The sequence below is a fragment of the Flexivirga aerilata genome (genome assembly GCF_013002715.1).
Lineage (GTDB): Bacteria > Actinomycetota > Actinomycetes > Actinomycetales > Dermatophilaceae > Flexivirga > Flexivirga aerilata.
Window position 1 is genome coordinate 1,941,692 of sequence record NZ_JABENB010000001.1, and the last position, 20,841, is coordinate 1,962,532.

14 protein-coding genes and 2 tRNA genes are annotated in these 20,841 nt (G+C 69.1%); 9 read left to right on the forward strand and 7 right to left on the reverse strand.

What is annotated here, in order from left to right:
• Window positions 1-70: 70 nt before the first annotated feature.
• A tRNA-Gly gene (locus tag HJ588_RS09235) sits at window positions 71-141 on the reverse strand.
• A 104-nt stretch (window positions 142-245) separates the two neighbouring features.
• Between HJ588_RS09235 and HJ588_RS09240 the strand changes: the two genes are divergently transcribed.
• The 5 genes from HJ588_RS09240 to clpX all read left to right on the forward strand — a co-directional run bounded on the left by HJ588_RS09240 (window position 246) and on the right by clpX (window position 4,831).
• Window positions 246-319: transfer RNA gene (locus HJ588_RS09240), tRNA-Pro, on the forward strand.
• A 132-nt stretch (window positions 320-451) separates the two neighbouring features.
• Entirely contained in the window at window positions 452-1,834 is a 1,383-nt protein-coding gene (gene tig, locus HJ588_RS09245; protein ID WP_171154228.1) for a trigger factor, read from the forward strand.
• Window positions 1,835-2,058: 224 nt separating this feature from the next.
• Window positions 2,059-2,646 (forward strand): ATP-dependent Clp protease proteolytic subunit, encoded by a 588-nt coding sequence (locus HJ588_RS09250; protein WP_212755726.1) that lies wholly within the window; start codon window positions 2,059-2,061, stop codon window positions 2,644-2,646.
• Window positions 2,643-3,311 carry an ATP-dependent Clp protease proteolytic subunit gene (locus HJ588_RS09255; protein ID WP_281358817.1) on the forward strand — a complete coding sequence of 223 codons (669 nt, stop codon included), beginning with the start codon at window positions 2,643-2,645 and terminating at the stop codon, window positions 3,309-3,311. The genes HJ588_RS09250 and HJ588_RS09255 overlap by 4 nt, the downstream gene beginning before the upstream one ends.
• 230 nt (window positions 3,312-3,541) lie before the next feature.
• The gene (clpX, locus tag HJ588_RS09260; RefSeq protein ID WP_171154232.1) at window positions 3,542-4,831 is read left to right on the forward strand and encodes an ATP-dependent Clp protease ATP-binding subunit ClpX; all 1,290 of its coding nucleotides are present in this window, start codon (window positions 3,542-3,544) and stop codon (window positions 4,829-4,831) included.
• Window positions 4,832-4,844: 13 nt separating this feature from the next.
• Here the strand turns inward: clpX and HJ588_RS09265 are convergent, their stop codons facing one another.
• From HJ588_RS09265 to HJ588_RS09280, 4 genes are all read right to left on the reverse strand, one after another.
• On the reverse strand, window positions 4,845-5,375 hold the full coding sequence (locus HJ588_RS09265; RefSeq protein ID WP_171154234.1) for a hypothetical protein: 531 nt from the start codon (window positions 5,373-5,375) through the stop codon (window positions 4,845-4,847).
• A 131-nt stretch (window positions 5,376-5,506) separates the two neighbouring features.
• Complete coding sequence (gene valS / locus HJ588_RS09270; RefSeq protein ID WP_171154236.1) at window positions 5,507-8,146, reverse strand: valine--tRNA ligase; 2,640 nt, start codon at window positions 8,144-8,146, stop codon at window positions 5,507-5,509.
• Between the two features lie 224 nt (window positions 8,147-8,370).
• The gene (locus HJ588_RS09275) at window positions 8,371-9,729 is read right to left on the reverse strand and encodes an aminotransferase class III-fold pyridoxal phosphate-dependent enzyme (RefSeq protein ID WP_171154238.1); all 1,359 of its coding nucleotides are present in this window, start codon (window positions 9,727-9,729) and stop codon (window positions 8,371-8,373) included.
• 28 nt (window positions 9,730-9,757) lie between these two features.
• Entirely contained in the window at window positions 9,758-11,248 is a 1,491-nt protein-coding gene (locus HJ588_RS09280) for a CoA-acylating methylmalonate-semialdehyde dehydrogenase (RefSeq protein ID WP_171154241.1), read from the reverse strand.
• Window positions 11,249-11,307: 59 nt separating this feature from the next.
• On the opposite strand from HJ588_RS09280, the gene HJ588_RS09285 reads away from it, so the two are divergent.
• Window positions 11,308-12,702: an aminotransferase-like domain-containing protein gene (locus tag HJ588_RS09285; protein ID WP_246241787.1), complete on the forward strand. Its 1,395-nt coding sequence runs from the start codon at window positions 11,308-11,310 to the stop codon at window positions 12,700-12,702.
• Window positions 12,703-12,716: 14 nt separating this feature from the next.
• Here the strand turns inward: HJ588_RS09285 and HJ588_RS09290 are convergent, their stop codons facing one another.
• Window positions 12,717-13,169, reverse strand: a complete 453-nt coding sequence (locus tag HJ588_RS09290; RefSeq protein ID WP_171154243.1) for a nuclear transport factor 2 family protein — start codon at window positions 13,167-13,169, stop codon at window positions 12,717-12,719.
• 79 nt (window positions 13,170-13,248) lie between these two features.
• Between HJ588_RS09290 and HJ588_RS09295 the strand changes: the two genes are divergently transcribed.
• On the forward strand, window positions 13,249-13,836 hold the full coding sequence (locus tag HJ588_RS09295) for a GAD-like domain-containing protein (protein ID WP_171154245.1): 588 nt from the start codon (window positions 13,249-13,251) through the stop codon (window positions 13,834-13,836).
• A 79-nt stretch (window positions 13,837-13,915) separates the two neighbouring features.
• Here HJ588_RS09295 and HJ588_RS09300 read toward each other — a convergent pair whose 3' ends face one another.
• Complete coding sequence (locus HJ588_RS09300) at window positions 13,916-15,784, reverse strand: NAD(P)/FAD-dependent oxidoreductase (protein ID WP_171154247.1); 1,869 nt, start codon at window positions 15,782-15,784, stop codon at window positions 13,916-13,918.
• A gap of 121 nt (window positions 15,785-15,905) precedes the next feature.
• On the opposite strand from HJ588_RS09300, the gene HJ588_RS09305 reads away from it, so the two are divergent.
• Window positions 15,906-17,105, forward strand: a complete 1,200-nt coding sequence (locus HJ588_RS09305) for a sigma-54-dependent transcriptional regulator family protein (protein WP_171154249.1) — start codon at window positions 15,906-15,908, stop codon at window positions 17,103-17,105.
• 269 nt (window positions 17,106-17,374) lie between these two features.
• Window positions 17,375-20,839 carry an isoleucine--tRNA ligase gene (gene ileS, locus HJ588_RS09310; protein WP_171154253.1) on the forward strand — a complete coding sequence of 1,155 codons (3,465 nt, stop codon included), beginning with the start codon at window positions 17,375-17,377 and terminating at the stop codon, window positions 20,837-20,839.
• Window positions 20,840-20,841 lie beyond the last annotated feature (2 nt).

The window sequence follows — 20,841 nt, forward strand, 5'->3', positions numbered from 1 at the left end:
GAGGAGCGCAGCCCAAAAGACATGTCGCTCAAATGAATTCGCCCGCGCGAAGCGCGGGCGAATTCATTTGAGCGGGCGACGAGAATCGAACTCGCGTAATCAGTTTGGAAGACTGAGGCTCTACCATTGAGCTACGCCCGCGGGGTCTGCCGGGACCGCGATGTGCGGTGTGACGAACCGGGGCGTTAGCCTACTGCCCGCCATACCTCGTGCCAAAACCGGCCGGGCGTGTGGAACGTGTCGGGCGGGGTATGGCGCAGTTTGGTAGCGCGTCCGCTTTGGGAGCGGAAGGCCGCCGGTTCGAATCCGGCTACCCCGACAGCTAGCATGACTGGGAAGTGCGGTTGCGGACGTCCGCGTCATTGCCCTGCACGGAACCACTACCGAACCACCGAACCATTCGGTCCGCTGATCCCTCGGACCACACCACCACCCATTTGGAGTCCTTGCAGTGAAGAGTGCCGTCGAGAAGTTGGGTCCGACCCGGGTCAAGCTGACCGTCGAGGTCCCCTACGAGGAGCTGAAGCCGAGCGTCGACGAGGCGTACAAGACGATCGGTGCGCAGATCCAGGTGCCGGGTTTCCGCAAGGGCAAGGTGCCGGCGCGCATCATCGACCAGCGGGTCGGGCGCGGCGCGGTGCTGCAGGAGGCGGTCAACGACGCGCTGCCGACCTTCTACGGTCAGGCACTGGCCGAGAACGACGTGCACCCGATGGGTCAGCCGGAGCTGGAGGTCACCGACGTCCCGGCCGACGAGTCGCAGCCGCTGAAGTTCGACGTCGAGGTCGACACCGTGCCGGAGTTCGACCTGCCCGACTTCAAGGACATCACCGTCGAGGTCGACCCGTTGAAGGTCACCGACGAGGACACCGAGAAGGAGCTCGAGTCGCTGCGTGAGCGCTTCGGCACCCTGGCCGGTGTCGAGCGCCCGGCCGCCGAGGGTGACTCGGTCACCATCGACCTGAAGGCGACTATCGGCGACGAGGACATCGACGACGTCACCGGCATCTCGTATGTCGTGGGCGCCGGCAACATGCTCGAGGGCATGGACGAGGCGATCACCGGCATGTCGGCCGGTGACACCAAGACCTTCAAGGCGCCGCTCGCCGGCGGTGAGCACGAGGGCGAGGACGCCGACGTGACCGTGACCGTGCAGTCGGTCAAGGAGCGTCAGCTGCCGGAGCTGGACGACGAGTTCGCCCAGATGGCCTCCCCGCACGACACGTTCGAGGAGCTGAAGGCCGACGTGGCGCAGCAGGCCGAGCGTGGCAAGCGCTTCGAGCAGGGTGTGCAGGCGCGCGACAAGGCGCTGGACCAGCTGCTGGAGACCTTGGACATCCCGTTGCCCGACAAGGTGATCGAGGCCGAGGTCAACCAGCACCTGGAGCAGGAGAACCGCCTGGACGACGACGAGCACCGCGCGGAGGTCGACGAGCAGACCCGCAAGGCGCTGAAGACCCAGCTCATCCTCGACAAGCTGGTCGAGCGTGACGAGGTGCAGGTCTCCCAGGAGGAGCTGATCGAGTACCTCATCATGTCGGCGCAGCAGTATGGCATGGACCCCAACCAGTTCGCGCAGGCGCTGGACCAGCAGGGCCAGGTGCCGGCGATCATGGGTGAGGTCGCCCGCCGCAAGGCGCTCGCCTCGATCCTGGACGAGATCAAGGTCGTCGACACCGACGGCAACGAGGTCGACCTGAGCGAACTCGACGACGAAGACGAGCCTGCCGAGGCTGCTGAGGACGCCGACGGCCCCGATAGCTCTGTCGAGGCGGACGACGCTGAGGCCGACGACACCACGACGGACGAGGACAAGGCCGACGCGAAGGCCTGATCCACCCGTGTCGTATGACGCGGCACCCGGCTGACAGGGGCCCGGACGACCATGCGGTCGTCCGGGCCTTTCCGTCGCCTTTTCCGCCCGTGGCGAACATCGCCGAAGCCGGGGACGAAGACGTCAGTTCGTGGCGTTAGGGTCCAGTGAAGCCACGCAGCAGGAAGCTGCCAGCACCACCAACAACGATGGAGACGCGTGTGAGCAACACATCGGAGGTGTCCATGGCCACCGAACCGCAGGCCGGCCTGGACGACCAGATCTACAACCGCCTGCTCAAGGAACGAATCATCTTCCTGGGCTCCGACGTGCGCGACGACAACGCCAACGCGATCTGCGCGCAGCTGTTGCTGCTTGCCGCCGAGGACCCCGAGAAGGACATCTGGCTCTACATCAACAGCCCCGGCGGGTCGATCTCGGCCGGCATGGCGATCTTCGACACGATGAACTGGATCCCCAACGACGTCGCGACGGTCGCGATGGGTATGGCGGCCAGCATGGGCCAGTTCCTGCTGTCGGCCGGCACGCCCGGCAAGCGTTACGCCACCCCGCACGCCCGCGTCATGATGCACCAGCCGTCCGGCGGCATCGGCGGCACCGCCTCGGACATCAAGATCCAGGCCGAGCAGCTGGTCTTCATCAAGAAGCAGATGGCCGAGCTGATCGCCGAGCACACCGGTCAGAGTGTCGAGCAGATCGAGCAGGACTCCGACCGCGACCGCTGGTTCTCCGCGCAGGAGGCCAAGGACTACGGCTTCGTCGACCACGTCTTCGAGCGGTCGACCGACGCACCCGGTGGGACCAACCGATGACCGAAAACTTTGGAGCACAGATGAATTCGCCGTATGCCGGGCTGCGCGCCCCGCAACCGAGCAGTCGCTACATCCTGCCGCAGTTCGAGGAGCGCACCTCCTACGGCATGAAGCGGTCCGACCCCTACAACAAGCTCTTCGAGGACCGCATCATCTTCCTCGGGGTGCAGGTCGACGACGCGTCCGCCGACGACGTCATCGCCCAGCTGATCGTGCTGGAGAGCCAGGACCCCGACCGGGACATCCTGATGTACATCAACTCCCCGGGCGGCTCGTTCACCGCGCTGACCGCGATCTACGACACGATGCAGTACATCCAGCCGGACGTGCAGACCTTCGTGGTCGGCCAGGCCGCGTCGGCCGCCGCGGTCCTGCTGGGCGCGGGCGCGCCGGGCAAGCGGTTCGCGCTGCCCAACGCGCGGATCCTGATCCACCAGCCCGCGATGGAGGGCACCGGCGGCACCGCCTCCGACCTGGAGATCACCGCCAACGAGATCTTCCGGATGCGTGAGTGGCTGGAGCAGACGATGGCCAAGCACACCGGACGCAGCGCCGACGAGGTGAAGAAGGACATCGAGCGCGACAAGATCCTCACCGCCGAGGAGGCCAAGGAGTACGGACTGATCGACCAGGTGCTGACCAGCCGTAAGGCGTCCGCCCAGTAGGGCACGCATGCGATCCCACGTCCGGGCCGGTATGACGGGAAACCCCCCGCCATACCGGCCCGCACGTGTGTGTCGCCGGCGATCAGGACGCCGTGTGGACGCCGGGTTGCGCTGTCAGCGGACAGGCGTGACTTCGCGGCCGACACCGCGATTCAATGGGGGCCCGTACGGTGCCGGCGAGGTAGCGTCGATCAGGCCAGCGCAGTGAAGTCGTAGGACATGGAGGGCACGTGGCACGCATCGGAGAAGGCGGAGACCTGCTGAAGTGCTCCTTCTGTGGGAAGAGTCAGAAGCAGGTCAAGAAGCTCATCGCAGGCCCCGGCGTCTACATCTGCGACGAGTGCATCGACCTCTGCAATGAGATCATCGAGGAGGAGCTGGCCGAGACCTCCGAGCTGGGGCTGGAGCAGCTGCCGAAGCCGCGGGAGATCTTCGACTTCCTCGAGCAGTACGTCATCGGTCAGGAGACCGCCAAGCGTGCGCTGTCGGTGGCCGTCTACAACCACTACAAGCGCATCCAGGCCGCCGAGCAGCCCGCACCGGGCAAGAAGGACGCCGCGGCCGTCGAGATCGCCAAGTCCAACATCCTGCTGATCGGCCCGACCGGCTGCGGCAAGACCTACCTGGCGCAGACGCTGGCCCGCATGCTCAACGTGCCGTTCGCGATCGCCGACGCGACCGCGCTCACCGAGGCCGGCTACGTCGGTGAGGACGTCGAGAACATCCTGCTGAAGCTGATCCAGGCCGCCGACTTCGACGTGAAGAAGGCCGAGACCGGCATCATCTACATCGACGAGATCGACAAGGTCGCCCGCAAGAGCGAGAACCCGTCGATCACCCGCGACGTGTCCGGTGAGGGCGTGCAGCAGGCGCTGCTGAAGATCCTCGAGGGCACCACCGCGAGCGTGCCGCCGCAGGGTGGCCGCAAGCACCCGCACCAGGAGTTCATCCAGATCGACACCACCAACGTGCTGTTCATCGTGGGTGGGGCGTTCGCCGGGCTGGAGAAGATCATCGAGGGCCGCACCGGCCGTCAGGGCCTCGGCTTCGGCTCGGAGCTGCGCACCGCCAAGGACCCGATGACGAGCTTCTCCGACGTGCTGCCGGAGGACCTGATGAAGTTCGGGCTGATCCCGGAGTTCATCGGCCGCCTGCCGGTCATCACCACCGTCGAGCCGCTCGACCGCGAGGGCCTGGTCTCGATCCTCACCGAGCCGCGCAACGCGCTGATCAAGCAGTACGAGCGGATGTTCGAGATCGACAACGTCGAACTCGAGTTCACCACCGACGCGATCGAGGCCGTCGCCGAGCAGGCGATGCTGCGCGGCACCGGCGCCCGCGGGCTGCGCGCGATCCTGGAGGAAGTGCTGCTGCCGGTGATGTTCGACGTGCCGAGCGACGACGACATCGCCCGGGTCGTGGTGACCCGCGAGGTCGTGCTCGACAACGTCAACCCGACCATCGTGCGGCGCGACCCGCAGCCGGCCCGCAAGCGCGCCGCGCGCAAGGAGTCCGCCTGACGCCTACGGGTGCTCATCGGCCGGCGCGACGGGCGAGGGCCACCCCCGTGGCCGCGAGTGCGAGCAGCGCGAGTGTTGCGGCATACGGCAGGAGCGGGCCGGTGAGCGGTGACGCCGTGCGGCCGACGACCGCGACGAGTGCGGTGGCCGCCGCGACCACCCCGACCCGCCGCAGCCAGGTGAGCAGCTGCTTGCGCGGGATGGCCGCCGCGTCCGGCGCCGACGACAGCAGCGCAACCGACGCGAACGCGACCAACAGCAACCACGCCGCGAGCAGTGACCACCACGTGTCGGTCGGCGGCCGGCTCGAAATCCATTGCCAGACAAGGGCAATCAGCAGCAGCGCGCCGCTGAGTCCGTCGCTGTCGCCCGCAACCGCGAGGGTCGCCAGCGCCACCATCAGCAGACCCAGGCGGCCGATGCGGTCGCGGTCGGCGGAGTGCAGCACCGGCGTCCGGTGCGCTGTGGTGATGACGGTGAGCGCGATCAAGCCGGCGACCGTCGCGGCGGCGACCAGCCACCCCCGCCCGCGGGCCCCTGTCACGCCCGCCAGGCTAGATCGCCGGCTCGACCCGCGGTCGCCGGGCGCCCGCTTTCGTTATCGAACGTATGCCTGCGGTCGATCGGCACCGATCGACCACCGATCAGCACCGGTCGGCGTTGCTCGGTGGCCCGTCAGTTCTTGGGCGGCGGCGGCACCAGCTCGACGTCGCGCACCTCGAGACGCTCGGCGTCGTCATACCCGAGATCGCCGGTGACCTTGCCCGCGGCGCGCAGGTCGCGCTCGGACCGGCGCACCAGCTCCTGCAGGTCGGCCGGTGCCGCGAGGGTGGCGGCGGTGACCTCGGCGCGCATGCCGAGCTTGGCGTCCGACTTGGCCTTGCGCAGGCCGGCGAGCGCCTCGCCCACCGCGTGCAGCGCGGCCGGCTCGCCGCTGTCCGGGCCGGTCTCCTCGACCGTCGGCCAGCTGCTGCGATGCACCGAACCCTCCTGCCACCACGACCACACTTCCTCGGTCGAGTAGGGCAGGAACGGTGCGAACAAACGCAATTGGACGTTCAGCGCGATGCGCAACGCGGCGCGGGCGCTGGCGGCCGCGGCCTCACCCTGACCGCCATACGCGCGGTCCTTGACCAGCTCGATGTAGTCGTCGCAGAAGGTCCAGAAGAACGCCTCGGTCAGCTCCAGGCTGCGGGTGTAGTCCCACGCCTCGAAGTGCTTGGTCGCCTGCTCGACCACCGTGCGCAGGCCGGCCAGCATCGCCAGGTCGAGCGGCTCGGTGACGGCGGCCTCCAGGTCCCCGTCGACCTCACCCATGCCGAGCGCGAACTTGCTCGCGTTCAGCAGCTTCATCGCGAGGCGTCGGCCGACCTTCATCTGGCTCTCGTCGTACGCCGCATCGGCGCCCAGCCGGCCGGACGCCGCCCAGTAGCGGACGGCATCGGCGCTGTGCTTCTTCAGCACGTCCTCCGGGGTGACCGCGTTGCCCTTCGACTTGGACATCTTCTTGCGGTCCGGGTCGAGGATCCAGCCGTTGATCGAGGCGTTCTTCCACGGCACGGTGTCGTTCTCGAAGTGGGCGCGCACGACCGTCGAGAAGAGCCAGGTGCGGATGATGTCGTGGCCCTGGCTGCGCACGTCCATGGGGAAGAGCTTGGCGAAGAGCTCGGCGTCGTTGCGGCCGCCGGCGTTGCTCGCGACTGGCCAGCCGGTGGCGATCTGCGGGCTCAGCGACGACGTCGCCCAAGTGTCCATGATGTCCGGGTCGGCGGTGAATCCGCCTGGCACGTCACGCTGTTCGGCGATGTAGCCGGGCGGCACGTCGGTCGCCGGGTCGACCGGAAGTGACTCGGGAGCGGCGAGGATCGGGTGCTCGTGGTCGGCCTCCCCGTCGGCGTCGAGCGGATACCAGACCGGGAACGGCACCCCGAAGAAACGCTGGCGGCTGATCAGCCAGTCGCCGTTGAGGCCGTCGACCCAGTTGGTGTAGCGGCTGCGCATGAACCCTGGGTGGAAGTCGACCTGCTCGCCGCGGGCAACGAGCTCCGTGCGCAGGTCGGCGTTGCGGCCGCCGTTGGTGATGTACCACTGGCGGCTGGTGACGATCTCCAGCGGCTTGTCGCCCTTCTCGAAGAAGTTGGCCTTGCGCTGGGTCGGCTTGGGCTCGCCGTCGAGGTCGCCGGACTCGCGCAGCGCGTCCACCACGGCGGTGCGGGCCGAGTGCACAGTCTTGCCCGCGAGACTCTCGGCATACAGACCGGCGCCGGGACCGCCGGCGATCCAGTCGGGGGTCTCGGCCTGCAGGCGGCCGACGCGGGTGATGATCGAGCGGGTCGGCAGCTGCAGCTCGCGCCACCACATGACGTCGGTGAGGTCACCGAAGGTGCAGCACATCGCGATGCCGGCGCCCTTGTCGGGCTCGGCTGCGGGGTGTGCCAGCACGGGCACCTCGACGCCGAAAAGCGGTGAGGTGACGGTGGATCCGAAGAGCGGCTGGTAGCGCTCGTCGTCCGGATGAGCGATCAGCGCCACGCAGGCAGGGATGAGCTCGGGGCGGGTGGTCTCGATGTAGATCGGCTCGTCACCGTGGTGGAACGCCACCCGGTGAAAGGCGCCCGGGTAGTCGCGAGCCTCCAATTCGGCTTGTGCGACTGCGGATTGGAAGGTCACGTCCCACAGCCCCGGCGCCTCGGCCTGGTAGGCCTCGCCGCGCTCGACGTTGTGCAGGAACGCCTCCTGCGCGACCGCGCGGGAGCGGTCGTCGATCGTGCGGTAGGTCTGCGCCCAGTCGCAGGAGACGCCGAGCCGCTCGAAGAGCGACTCGAAGGCCACCTCGTCCTTCTCGGTGAGCTCCTCGCACAGCGCGATGAAGTTGGCGCGGCTGACCGGCACCTGGTCGGCCGCCTTCACCGACTTGCCCTCCGCACCCTGCAACGGCGGGGTGAAGTCGGGGTCGTAGGCCGCGCCGTGGTCGCCGCGCACGCCGTAGTAGTTCTGCACGCGACGCTCGGTCGGCAGGCCGTTGTCGTCCCAGCCGATCGGGAAGAACACCTCCTTGCCGCGCATCCGCTGGTAGCGGCCCATGCAGTCGGTGTGGGTGTAGGCGAAGACGTGCCCCACGTGCAGGCTGCCGCTCGCGGTCGGCGGGGGAGTGTCGATCGAGAAGACCTGATCGCGCGGCAGCTCGAGCGCACGGTCCCGGTCGAAGCTGTAGGTGCCCTGCTCCCGCCATACGGCAGCCCACTTGTCCTCCAAGCCGTCGACGGTGGGCTTGTCGGGGACCTGGGCGGTGCGCGGGTGGGCGGAGTCACTCATGCGACACATGATCCCATCCGGGGGCGGCCCGAATCGAATCGGTTGGTGCGGCAGGCTTGGCCGCATGGCCGACCGTATGGCGAGCGCCGCGCTCGACGCCCACGTCACCGCGTTCAACGCGCTGGTTGCCTCCGGTCCCGATCGGACCTGCCCCGCCCGCGAGGTAGTACTCGTTGTCGTTATTCGCGCGCTATGGCGACAACGACTGCTACCTCGGCGAGCGGTCAGCCCGTGTAGTGCTCGTCGGCGACCTTGAGCGCCTCGTCGAGGATCGCGATGCCCTCGAGCGCCTCGTCCCGCGTGGTCGTGCAGGGCGGCACGACGTGGGTGCGGTTGAAGTGGGTGAACGGCAGCAGGCCGCGCTGCTTGCAGGCGGCGGCGAACTGCGCCATCGGAGCGGCGTCGGCGCCGGTCGCGTTGAACGGCACCAGCGGCTCGCGGGTGTCCCGGTCGCGCACCAACTCCAGCGCCCAGAACGCGCCGATCCCGCGGACGTCCCCGACCGACGGGTGGCGGTCGGCCAGCTCCCGCAGCCGCGGCTCGTAGACGTCCTGCGCCATACGGCGGACGTGGCCGAGGATCTCCTCCTCCTCGAAGATCCGCATCGAGGCGACCGCCGACGCGCAGGCGAGCGGGTGCCCGGAGTAGGTCAGGCCGCCCGGGAACGGCTTCTCGTCGTATGACGCGGCGATGTCCTCGTGGATGACGACCCCGCCGAGCGGCACATATCCGGAGTTGACGCCCTTGGCGAAGCTGATGAGGTCGGGCGCGACGTCCCACGCGTCGATCGCGAACCACTGCCCGCACCGGCCGAATCCGCTCATCACCTCGTCGGCGATCATCACGATGCCGTGCTCGTCGCAGATCTCGCGGACCCCGGCGAGGTAGCCCGGCGGCGGCACGAGGACGCCGTTGGTGCCGACGACGGTCTCCAGCATGATCGCCGCGATCGTCTGCGGCCCCTCGACCATCACCACGTCGCGCAGGTGCTGCAGCGCGCGCTCGGTCTCCTGCTCCGGCGAGTCGGAGTGGAACTGGCTGCGGTAGGGATATGGCCCCCAGAAGTGCACGGTGCCGTGGGTGACCGGCTCGTTGGCCCACCGCCGCGGTTCGCCGGTCAGCCCGATCGCGCCGGTCGTCGCGCCGTGGTAGCTGCGATAGGTGGTGAGGATCTTGGGCCGGCCGGTGTGTCCCTTGGCCAGCCGGATCGCATACTCGTTGGCCTCCGCGCCGCCATTGGTGAAGAACACCTTGGTGAGCTTCTCGGGTGCGACGTCGCTGATGCGCCGGGCCGCTTCGCTGCGCACGTCGTTGGCGACCGCGGGCGCGATCGTGCACATCCGCGCAGCCTGATCCTGTATGGCGGCAACGAGTTTCGGGTGCTGGTGGCCGATGTTGACATTGACCAGCTGCGACCCGAAGTCGAGGTAGCGGTTGCCGTCGTAGTCCCAGACGTAGGAGCCCTCACCGCGCTCGATCGCCATCGGGTCCAGGGTCGCCTGTGCCGACCAGGAGTGGAAGACGTGCGCTCGGTCGAGCGCCTTCACCTCGTCGCCGGAGAGGCCGAGATCGTGTGTGCTCACTGGAGATTCCTTCTCGTCACGGGGTGGCTCAGCGGGTCGTCGGGAAGCCGAGGTCGACCTGCGACGTCGCAGGGTCGGGCCAGCGGCTGGTGACGACCTTGCCGCGGGTGTAGAAGTTGATGCCTTCGGGTCCGTACATGTGGGTGTCGCCGAAGAGCGACGCCTTCCACCCGCCGAAGGAGTAGTAGGCGACCGGCACCGGGATCGGCACGTTGATGCCGATCATGCCGACCTCGACGTCGTTCTGAAACTCCCGCGCTGCTCCGCCGTCGCGGGTGAAAATGGCTGTGCCGTTTGCGAATTCGTTTGCGTTGATCAGCTCGAGCGCTTCCTCGAAGGTCTCGCAGCGCACCACCGACAGCACCGGCCCGAAGATCTCGTCGGTGTAGACGCTCATCTGCGGGGTGACGTTGTCGAGCAGCGTGGTGCCGAGGAAGAAGCCGTCGCCGGGCACGTCGGCCGCGCGCCCGTCGGCGACGACGGTGGCGCCGGCCTCCTCGCCGGCCGCGATGTAACCGGCCACCTTGTCCCGGTGCTCGGCGGTGATCAGCGGGCCCATCTCGACCCCCGCTTCGGCACCGTTGCCGATCCGCAACGACGGCAGTCGCTTTGCGATCGCCGGCACCAGGTCGTCGGCGACGTCGCCGACCGTGACGCAGACCGAGATCGCCATACAGCGTTCGCCGGCCGCGCCGTAGGCGGCCGACACCGCAGCGTCCGCGGCGAGGTCGAGGTCGGCGTCAGGCAGCACCACCATGTGGTTCTTGGCGCCGCCGAGCGCCTGCACGCGTTTGCCGGCCTGGGTGCCCCTCTCGTAGATGTAGCGCGCGATCGGGGTGGAGCCGACGAAGCTGATCGCCGCGACGTCGGGGTGGTCGAGCAGTGCGTCGACGGCGGTCTTGTCGCCGTGCACGACGTTGAAGACGCCGTCGGGCAGTCCGGCCTCCTTCCACAGCCGCGCCAGCAGCAGCGACGCCGACGGGTCCTTCTCGCTCGGCTTGAGCACGAACGTGTTGCCGCAGGCGATGGCGTTGACGCACATCCACAGCGGCACCATCCCCGGGAAGTTGAACGGGGTGATGCCGGCGACGACGCCGAGCGGCTGCCGGATCGAGTAGACGTCGACGCCGGTGGAGACCTGCGAGGAGTAGTCGCCCTTGAGCAATTGCGGTATGGCGGTGGCGAATTCGACGTTCTCCAGCCCACGGGCGATCTCGCCCCTGGCGTCGGCGAGCACCTTGCCGTGCTCGGCGGTGAGGATCGCGGCCAGCTCGTCGGCGTGCTCGTGGACCAGGTGACGGAAGGCGAAGAGGATGCCCGCGCGCTGCGACAGCGAGCTGCGCGACCAGGTCGTGGCCGCCTCCTTGGCCGACTGCACCGCGGCGTCGACCTCGCGCGCGTCGGCCAGGTCGACCGCGCCGGTCTGCTCACCGGTCGCCGGATTGAAGACCGGTCCGGTGCTGCCCGAGGTGCCGGCCTGCTCGGCACCGTTGATCCAGTGATGAATGCCCGTCGTCATACGGCCACGTTACGTGTGGTCGTATGCCGTGACAATAGAAACAATGTACTGTCACAAACATGCCAGTGCCGTCGAAGTCGTCGAAGACCTCTGAGCCCGAGAAGCCCTCGGGCGATGCCGTCGAGACGATGCGTGCGCACCTCGCCGAGCCGAGTGCGCGGGGCATCGCCGACGCGGTGACCGCGGCGCTCCGCTCGGGGGAGCTGACCCCCGGGGAGCTGCTGCCGCCGGTGCGGCAGGTCGCGCGGCGGCTGCAGGTGTCGCCGACGACGGTGAGCGCCGCCTGGTCACTGCTCTCCCGGGCCGGCGCGATCCGCACCGACGGCCGCCGCGGCACCCGCGTCGCGGCGCTCGAGCATCCCGGTCCGGCCCGCTACCGGCGGGCGATCGAGACCCGGCCGGAGTTCGCACTCGACCTGGCGACCGGAGTGCCGGACCCGGCGCTGCTGCCCGACCTGCGTCCGGCGCTCCGCAGCGTGCAGACCGGTTCCGGCGCGAGCAGCTACCTCGAAGCGCCCGTCCTGCCGGAGCTGGAGGCCCAACTCCGGGCGACCTGGCCGGGCGATCCCGAGCGCATCACGGTGGTGGACGGCGCGATGGACGGGCTGGACCAGGTGATCGGGCAGTTCGTCCGGCCCGGTGACCGGGTGGTCGTCGAGGACCCGACCTTCCCGCAGATCCTCGACCGGCTGGACGCTGCCGGCGCCGTCGCCGTGCCCGTCGCGCTCGACCGGCACGGCATGCGCCCGGACGCTCTCGCCGACGCGCTGACCGGGCGGGTGCGGCTCGTCATTCTCCAGCCGCGCGGGCACAACCCGACCGGTGCCACGCTCACGCCGGCCCGGGTGCGCGAGCTCTGCCGCGCGCTCGCCGACCACGACTGCCTGGTGATCGAGGACGACTCGGCGGGCGACTTGTCGGACCGGCCGCCGATCAGCCTGGCCGAGCGGCTGCCCGACCGCACCGTGCACGTGCGCAGCTTCTCCAAGTCGCACGGTCCGGACCTGCGGCTGGCCGCGGTCGGCGGCCCGGCATCGCTGATCGACCCGATCGTCGAACGTCGGCTGCTGGGCCAGGGCTGGACCTCCCGGTTGTTGCAGCAGGTGCTGCTCGAGCTGCTCCGCGACCGCGACGCCGTGCAGGCTGTCTCCGACGCGCGCGCTGAATATGCTCGCCGCAGAAGGACTTTGGTCGATCGCCTGCGCACGGAAGGCATCGATCTGCCTGACGGCGAAGGCCTCAACCTCTGGCTGCCGGTCGCCGACGAGCCGGCGGCGCTGGTGCTGCTGGCGAGCCGGGGAATCGGCGCTGCCGCTGGCCGCCCGTTCAGCGCGACCGCTGATCCGCAGCCGCACCTGCGGGTGACCTGCGGCCTCGCCGCGACCGACCACGAGTCCCTGGCGGCCCACCTCGCGGCCGCCGCCCGCGCCCCCGGCTGGTCCGGCCCACGCTGACCGGACTCATCGGCTCACCAGGCCGGCAGCTCACCCTCGCCGGGCGTCACCCGCAGGTCGGACTCCGCGATCGCCACGTCGTTGATCGACGCCTCGCGCCGGCGCATGTAGCCGTCGGCGTCGAACTCCCAGAGCTCGTTGCCGTAGGAGCGCCACCACTGCCCGGCGGCGTCGTGCCACTCATATTGGAAGCGCACCGCGATGCGGTCGTCGCCGAAGGCCCAGAGGTTCTTGCGCAGCCGGTAGTCCAGCTCGCGCTCCCACTTGCGGGTGAGGAAGGCCACCACCTCGTCCCGGCCGCGGACGTGCTCGTCCCGATTGCGCCACTCCGTGTCCACCGTGTAGGCGCCCGCGACACGCTCGGGATCCCTGGTGTTCCAGGCGTCTTCGGCTGCCTGCACTTTCGCCAGGGCGGTCTCGCGGGTGAACGGCGGCAGCGGCGGGCGGGGCTGACGGGGTGTGGTCATGGACCCATGATCCACGGGATTCAGCGTGCGCGCGCTACGGTCGGGGGCGAAGCGCCATACAACCGAGGAGAGAGCACCGATGCCCGACAGGATCGCGCTGCAGCAGTTCGTCGACGCCTTCCCGCCCGATGCCGGCACCCGGGTGCCGACCGACCCCTTCCTCACGTATGGCGAGGGCCACGTCCCCGACGCGCTCGTCGAGTTGTGGCGCACCCACGGCCTCGGCTGGTACGGCAATCAGCGGATCGCGCTGGTCGACCCCGGCGAGTGGATGTCGACGTTGCAGACGTGGTTCGGCAACGAGGTGGGCAGCTTCCCCATCGCGGTGACGAGCTTCGGTCACGTCTACCACTACGACCGGCCGGGCGGCCGGGACCGCATCCAGTGCCTCGACCCGCACTTCCAGAACAACCAGGTGGTCTCCGACGACATCGTCGACTTCTTCAACTCACACCTGACCGGCAACAACTCCCACCCGGCCGACCTGCACGCGCTGCACAACGCGTCGCGCGACGCCAAGGGCGACCTCGGCGAGAACGAGATCTACTACTTCGACCCGATGCTCGCGATGGGCGGGCAGGTGCGCATCGAGAACCTGCAGAAGGGCGACGGCCCGCGCCATCTCGCCGAGATCCACCGGGCCGTCGGGGCGCGCGCCGGGGCGTGAAAACCGTTCCGCGCGATGCGGATCGCGTGCCATTCCACGCGATCCGCACCGCCGGGAGCGCCTGCCGTCATACGCCGGATCAGCCGGTGTGGTGCACCTCCTGCAGCCGGTAGACCGGCGTCGGGATGCCCTCGTAGCGCGCCTTCAGCTGCAGGGCGAGGTAGAGCGAGTAGTGCCGTGACTGGTGCAGGTTGCCGCCGTGGAACCACAGCGCCTCCTGCTGCGTGGGCTTCCACATGTTGCGCTGCTCGCCCTCCCACGGACCGGGGTCCTTGGTCGTGTCGGAGCCGAGGCCCCACACCTTGCCGACCTTGTCCGCGGTGGCCTGGTCGATGATGTCGGCGACCCAGCCGTTCATCGAGCCGTAGCCGGTCGCGTAGACCACCAGGTCGGCCGGCAGCTCCGTCCCGTCGTCGAGGATGACGGAGGTCTCGGTCAGGTGGTCGACCTGCCCGTGGGCCAGCTTCACCTTGCCGTCGCACACCAGGTCGGCGGCACCCACGTCGATGTAGTAGCCCGAGCCACGCCGTAGGTACTTCATGAAGAGGCCGCTGCCGTCGTCGCCCCAATCGTGCTGGAAACCAACGGCTTCCAGCCGGTCGTAGAAGTCCTTGTCGCGCTCCTTCATGCGCTCGTAGAGCGGGATCTGGAATTCGTGCATGATCCGGTAGGGGAGCGAGGCGAAGATCATGTCCGCCTTCTCGGTGGTCACGCCGTTGGCGACCGCACGCTCGGAGTAGAGGTCGCCGAGGCCGATGTCCATCAGCGTCGCCGACTTCACGATGTGCGTCGACGAACGCTGCACCATCGTCACGTCTGCTCCGTGCTCCCACAGTGCGCCGCAGATGTCATGGGCCGAGTTGTTCGAGCCGATCACCACGACCTTCTTGCCCTCGTAGGCCTCCGGGCCGGGATGCTGCGACGAATGCTGTTGCTCGCCCGAGAAGACATCCATGCCAGGGAAATTCGGCAGGTTGGGCTTGCCCGACATGCCGGTCGCAAAGACGAGGTGCTTCGGCTCGAGCACGATCTCCTCGCCGTCGCGATCGACCACCACACGCCAGGTCTGCGAGTCCTCGTCATACGACGCCGTGCGCACGGTCGACTTCGACCAGTAGGGCACCTCCATCACCCGCGTGTACATCTCCAGCCAGTCGCCGATCTTGTCCTTGGGCGCGAAAACCGGCCAGTTCGCTGGGAATTGGAGGTAAGGCAGGTGGTCGTACCAGACCGGGTCGTGCAGGCACAGGCTCTTGTAGCGGCCGCGCCACTGGTCCCCGGGCCGGTCGTGCTTGTCGAGGACCACGTGCGGCACGCCGAGCTGACGCAGCCGTGCGCCGAGCGCGATGCCGCCCTGGCCGCCGCCGATCACCACGACGTAGGGCTGCTGCTCGCGGCCGAGTGTGGCTTCCTCCTCCTGCTTGCGCTCCAGCCACGACTTGCGGCCCGGCGCCAGCCGGTGCTCGACACCCTGCGGACGGCGCTCGCCGAGGCCCTCCTCGTGGCCCTTGAGCTCGCGCAGGGTGGTGAGCAGGGTCCAGCCGCGCAGTTGCCCGTCGTCGTCGGCCTTGAGTCGCAGGTGGCCCTTGCCGCGGCCGACTCCGGTCTCGAAGGCGAGCCAACCCTCGATCACGCCGTCCGCCTCGGTGACCGGCTCGGTGAACTCGAAGGTCTGCGGGGCGGCCTGGTCCAGGGTCGCGGCCAGCAGGTCGTGAATGCCGTCGCGGCCCTCGGCGGTGGTGATGTTCCAGGTGAGCGCGACCAGATCCCGCCAGAAGCTCTGGGTGCCGAAGAGACCAGTCACCGCCTCGGCGTCGCGGGCGTCGAGCGCGGCGTTGAAGTCGGCGAGCCAGCCCTCTGCGCGGCTCTGGGCGTCGCCCGTGTCGGTCGGGTCGGTCGTGTGCTCGGTGGTCGCGGCACCGGTGTCGGGTTCGAGGGTCTGTGTCATGACGCAGCCTTCCGAGTCGGGGAATGTGATCCACAGCACACCGCGCCGGTTAGGCTTGCCGGAAGCGTTGCACCACGTTGCAGCCGCGCACCGCGCGATGCGGCGGCGACCAGGAGACCTTGTGACCGACTACAGCGCCATCAGCGCCGGCACCGACCTGACGCGTTACGCGCACGAGCTGGTGCGGATGCACGATGCGCTGATCGGCGGCAGCCGGCCGGCGATGCAGCCGCGGCCGCTGGTCGAGCGGTCCTGGCAGCGCGTGATGCAGCTCGGCCTGGTGCCGGATCGGCCGGGTGCGCGTGACCCGCTGCCGATCGAGGCGCTCGAACGTCGCCGGCGGGAGTCGCCGCTGCGGCTGGTGATCGACGACCTGGAGAGAGTGGTCTCCTCGGTCGCCGACGCCTCGCACTTCCTGATGGTCGTGACCGACGGCGACGGCGTGATCCTCTGGCGCAAGGGTGCCCCTGCGGTGCGGCGGCGCGCGGACGAGCTGGGCTTCTGCGACGGTGCGCGCTGGACCGAGGAGGCGGTCGGCACCAACGCGATCGGCACCGCGCTCGCCGAGGCGTCGCCGGTGCAGCTCTTCTCCGGCGAACACTTCGAGCAGGCCCAACACCCCTGGTATTGCACGGCTTTCCCGATCCACGACCCACGCACCGGTGAGCTGCTCGGCATCGTGGACATCAGCGGACCGGCCCTCACGCTGCACCCCGCGATCGGCGCGCTGGTCGAGACCGCGGTGTTGCTGGCGGAGTCGTTGCTGCACCGGCACCATGCCGCGTCGCTGGAGCGCCTGCGCCAGGCGGCCGAGCCTGTCGTGGCCGCCGCCGGCGGCCCCGCGCTGGTGGTGGACGACGCCGGCTGGGTGGCGCACAGCCTCGGGGTGAGCACGCGGGACCGCATCGCGGTCCCCAGCGCCGACCGGCCACTCGCTGTCCCCGGACTCGGGCTGTGCCTGCCCGAACGCCTCGACCACGGGTGGCTGGTGCGGCCGTCGGGTGGCGACCGTGGCGTGGAGGCCCGACTCGAGCTCGGTGACTCACCGGTCGTCGAGGTGCGCTCGGAGGGCGAGCCGTGGCGGATTGCGTTGTCCCCGAGACGTGCCCAGATCCTGCGCGAGCTGACCCGCGCGGGCCGCGAGGGTATGACGGCGCAGCAGCTGTCGGTCGCACTCTTCGGCGACGGCGAGCACACTGTCGCCGCACGCGCCGAGGTGTCCCGCATGCGGCGGAGCCTCGGCGCGATCGTCGCGGGCAGCCCCTACCGGATCGCCGAGGGCGTGCGGCTGACGGTGATCGAGCCGCACCCGGCGGGCTAACCGAGTTGGCCCGCCCGCGCGTGGTCCGTAGACTGGACACATCAGCGTTCGAGCCGTCATCAGCGGCGAGCTTCCGGAAGAACCGCACTCCCTCAGGGTGCGCAGTAGAACCGGACGGGACGAGCCCGTCACAGCTCATGCACGAGCGGTCGCCGGCCCCGGCATACGGGATCGGCGGCAAGCGAGGTGGTACCGCGGTGCCGACCGGAAATCCGGGCGGACGTCGTTCTCGCACCAAGAGATTCGATCGACCGCGAAAGAGTGCACCCATGGCCTACCCCAAGGTCGACCTGACGTCCGAGCAGCCACACGGCGTGGCCCCGAGCGCCAACTTCCCCGACATCGAGGTCGCGGTGCTGAAGTACTGGGACGCCGACGGCACCTTCCGGGACTCGGTCGAACAGCGCGACGCCGGCAAGGACGGCGACAACGAGTTCGTCTTCTACGACGGGCCGCCCTTCGCCAACGGCCTGCCGCACTACGGTCACCTGCTCACCGGCTACGTCAAGGACCTCATCCCGCGCTACCAGACGATGCGCGGCAAGCGCGTCGAGCGCCGCTTCGGCTGGGACACCCACGGGCTGCCCGCCGAACTCGAGGCGATGAAGCAGCTCGGCCTCAAGACCAAGGACGAGATCCTCGACATGGGGGTCGACAAGTTCAACGCGGCTGCGCGCGACTCGGTGCTGCGCTACACCCAGGAGTGGCGCGACTACGTCAACCGGATGGGCCGCTGGGTCGACTTCGACGGCGACTACAAGACGCTCGACCCCGACTTCATGGAGTCGGTGCTCTGGGCCTTCAAGAAGCTGTATGACGAGGGCCTCGTCTACGAGGGCTTCCGGGTGCTGCCCTACTGCTGGAACGACGAGACCCCGCTGTCCAACCACGAGCTGCGCATGGACGACGACGTCTACCAGATGCGGCAGGACCCGGCGGTCACCGTCGGATTCACAGCAACGAGTGGGCAACTCGCCGGTGCGAAGCTGCTGATCTGGACGACCACGCCGTGGACGCTGCCGTCCAACCTGGCGGTCATGGTGCGGCCCGACATCGACTATGTCGTGGTGGAGAGCGACCTGCCGACCGGCAAGCCCGAGCGTTACGTGCTCGCCGAGGCGCGGGTTGCGGCATACGCCAAGGAGCTCTTCGGCGACGCATCAGCCGACTGGCAGGAGCACGTGGTGCAGCGGCTCACCGGAGCCGACCTGCTCGGCACCACCTACGCGCCGCCGTTCACCTACTACGAGGGTCACGAGGGCGCGTTCCGGGTCGTCGAGGCCGACTTCGTCACCACCGGCGACGGCACCGGGCTGGTGCACAGCGCCGGCGCGTTCGGTGAGGAGGACATGGAGGTCACTGACCGCGAGGGCATCGCGCCGGTGATCCCGGTCGGCCCCGACGGGAAGTTCACCTTCCCGGTCACCGAGTACGAAGGCATGCAGGTCTTCGACGCCAACCCGCACATCATCGACGACCTCAAGGCGGCCACCAACGCCGCCACCGATGCTGGTCGAGTAGCGGAGGAGCGCAGCGGGGGAGCGTATCGAGACCAGGCCGCTGGTCGAGACCAGGTCGCTGGTCCAGACCAGGTCGCTGGTCTCGATACGGCCTCCGCTAGCGCTCCGGCCTACTCGACCAGCGAGGGCAGCGCTCCGGCCTACTCGACCAACTCGGCGGGGTCGGTCACTCCGGGCACCGTGCTGCTGCGGCGCGAGACCTACGACCACTCCTACCCGCACTGCTGGCGGTGCCGTAACCCGCTGATCTACATGGCGGTGTCCTCGTGGTTCGTGCAGGTCACCAAGTTCAAGGACCGCATGCTCGCGCACAACCAGGAGATCAACTGGGTGCCGGGCAACGTCCGCGACGGGCAGTTCGGCAAGTGGCTGGAGAACGCCCGCGACTGGTCGATCTCGCGAAACCGCTTCTGGGGCAGCCCGATTCCGGTGTGGAAGTCGGACAACCCGGAGTTCCCGCGGGTCGACGTCTACGGCTCGTTCGCCGAGCTGGAGCGCGACTTCGGCGTCACGGTCGACGACCTGCACCGTCCCGGCGTCGACCAGCTCACCCGGCCCAACCCCGACGACCCGAGCGGGAAGTCGACGATGCGCCGCGTCGAGGACGTGCTCGACGTGTGGTTCGACTCCGGGTCGATGCCGTACGGCCAGGTGCACTACCCCTTCGAGAACTCCGACTGGTTCGAGCACCACTTCCCGGCCGACTTCATCGTCGAATACATCGGGCAGACCCGCGGCTGGTTCTACATGCTGCACATCCTGTCGACCGCGCTCTTCGACAAGCCGGCCTTCAAGAACGTCATCTGCCACGGCATCGTGCTCGGCTCCGACGGACAGAAGATGTCCAAGTCGCTGCGCAACTACCCGGACGTCACCGAGGTGTTCCACCGCGACGGCGCCGACGCGATGCGCTGGTTCCTGATGAGCAGCCCGATCCTGCGCGGCGGCAACCTGGTCGTCACCGAGCAGGGCATCCGCGACGGCGTGCGTCAGGTGCTGATGCCGCTGTGGAGCAGCTGGTACTTCTTCAGCCTCTACGCCAATGCCGCTGGTGCCGAAGGCCATTGGTCGACCGACTCGACCAACGTCATGGACCGCTACATCCTCGCCAAGACCCGCGAACTGGTCGAGACCGTGCAGCGCGACCTCGACGAGTTCGATGTGGCCGACGCCTGCGACGCGGTGCAGTCCTTCCTCGACGTGCTGACCAACTGGTACATCCGCCGCTCCCGCGAACGCTTCTGGGCGCAAGGGGGCGTCGACGCCGACAACCAGGCCGCCTTCGACACGCTCTACACCGTGCTCGAGGTGACCTGCCGGGTTGCCGCACCGCTGCTGCCCTTCGTCACCGAGCAGGTATGGCGGGGGCTCACCGGCGGCCGGTCCGTGCACCTGACCGACTGGCCCGTCGCCGCGGACCTGCCCGCCGACAGCGGCCTCGTCGAGGCGATGGACCGCGCCCGTGCGGTGTGCTCGACGACGCTGTCGGTGCGCAAGGCCGAGCAGCTGCGGGTGCGGTTGCCCCTCGCCGGGCTGACCGTGGTGACCGCCGACGCCGACAAGCTCGCTCCCTTCACCGGGCTGATCTCCGACGAGGTCAACGTGCGCGAGGTGCGGCTGGTCGACGTGGCGGACGCCGGCGAGTCCGACTTCGGCGTGACCACCAAGCTGACCGTCAACGCCCGTGCCGCCGGACCGCGCCTCGGCAAGGACGTGCAGCAGGCGATCAAGGGCAGCAAGAGCGGCGACTGGTCGGTCGCCGAGGACGGCACCGTGACCAGCGGCGGCCTGCAGCTGCAGGACGGCGAATACGTCCTGGAGACAGTCGTTTCGGACGAGGCGCGCGCGGGCCAGGTGCCCGCGATGCTGCCCGGCGGCGGTTTCGTCGTACTCGACACAGAGGTCACCGACGAACTGCGCGCCGAGGGCCTGGCCCGTGACGTGATCCGTGCCGTGCAGCAGGCCCGGCGCGCCGCCGATCTCGACGTCAGCGACCGGATCAGCCTCGGCGTCGCCGGTGACGACGAGGTCTGGCAGGCGACCGTGGCCCACCAGGAACTGATCATGCGCGAGACCCTCGCGGTGCAGTTCGGGTCGGCCGGTGCCGGCCACGACCTGCCGGGTGGCACGCTCGCCGACCTCGGTGGCGGGAAGAAGGTCACCATCACCGTCAAGCGGGTGGCCCCGCGAGCCGCGACCGAACAGGGGGCCTGAGC

Bases quoted from the DNA above. Each gene is read 5' to 3' on its own strand.
- HJ588_RS09250 (WP_212755726.1), top strand. From the start codon at position 2,059: ATGGCCACCGAACCGCAGGCCGGCCTGGACGACCAGATCTACAACCGC.
- HJ588_RS09255 (WP_281358817.1), top strand. From the start codon at position 2,643: ATGACCGAAAACTTTGGAGCACAGATGAATTCGCCGTATGCCGGGCTG.
- valS (WP_171154236.1), bottom strand. From the start codon at position 8,146: ATGAGTGACTCCGCCCACCCGCGCACCGCCCAGGTCCCCGACAAGCCC.
- HJ588_RS09280 (WP_171154241.1), bottom strand. From the start codon at position 11,248: ATGACGACGGGCATTCATCACTGGATCAACGGTGCCGAGCAGGCCGGC.
- HJ588_RS09285 (WP_246241787.1), top strand. From the start codon at position 11,308: ATGCCAGTGCCGTCGAAGTCGTCGAAGACCTCTGAGCCCGAGAAGCCC.
- HJ588_RS09290 (WP_171154243.1), bottom strand. From the start codon at position 13,169: ATGACCACACCCCGTCAGCCCCGCCCGCCGCTGCCGCCGTTCACCCGC.
- HJ588_RS09295 (WP_171154245.1), top strand. From the start codon at position 13,249: ATGCCCGACAGGATCGCGCTGCAGCAGTTCGTCGACGCCTTCCCGCCC.
- HJ588_RS09300 (WP_171154247.1), bottom strand. From the start codon at position 15,784: ATGACACAGACCCTCGAACCCGACACCGGTGCCGCGACCACCGAGCAC.
- ileS (WP_171154253.1), top strand. From the start codon at position 17,375: ATGGCCTACCCCAAGGTCGACCTGACGTCCGAGCAGCCACACGGCGTG.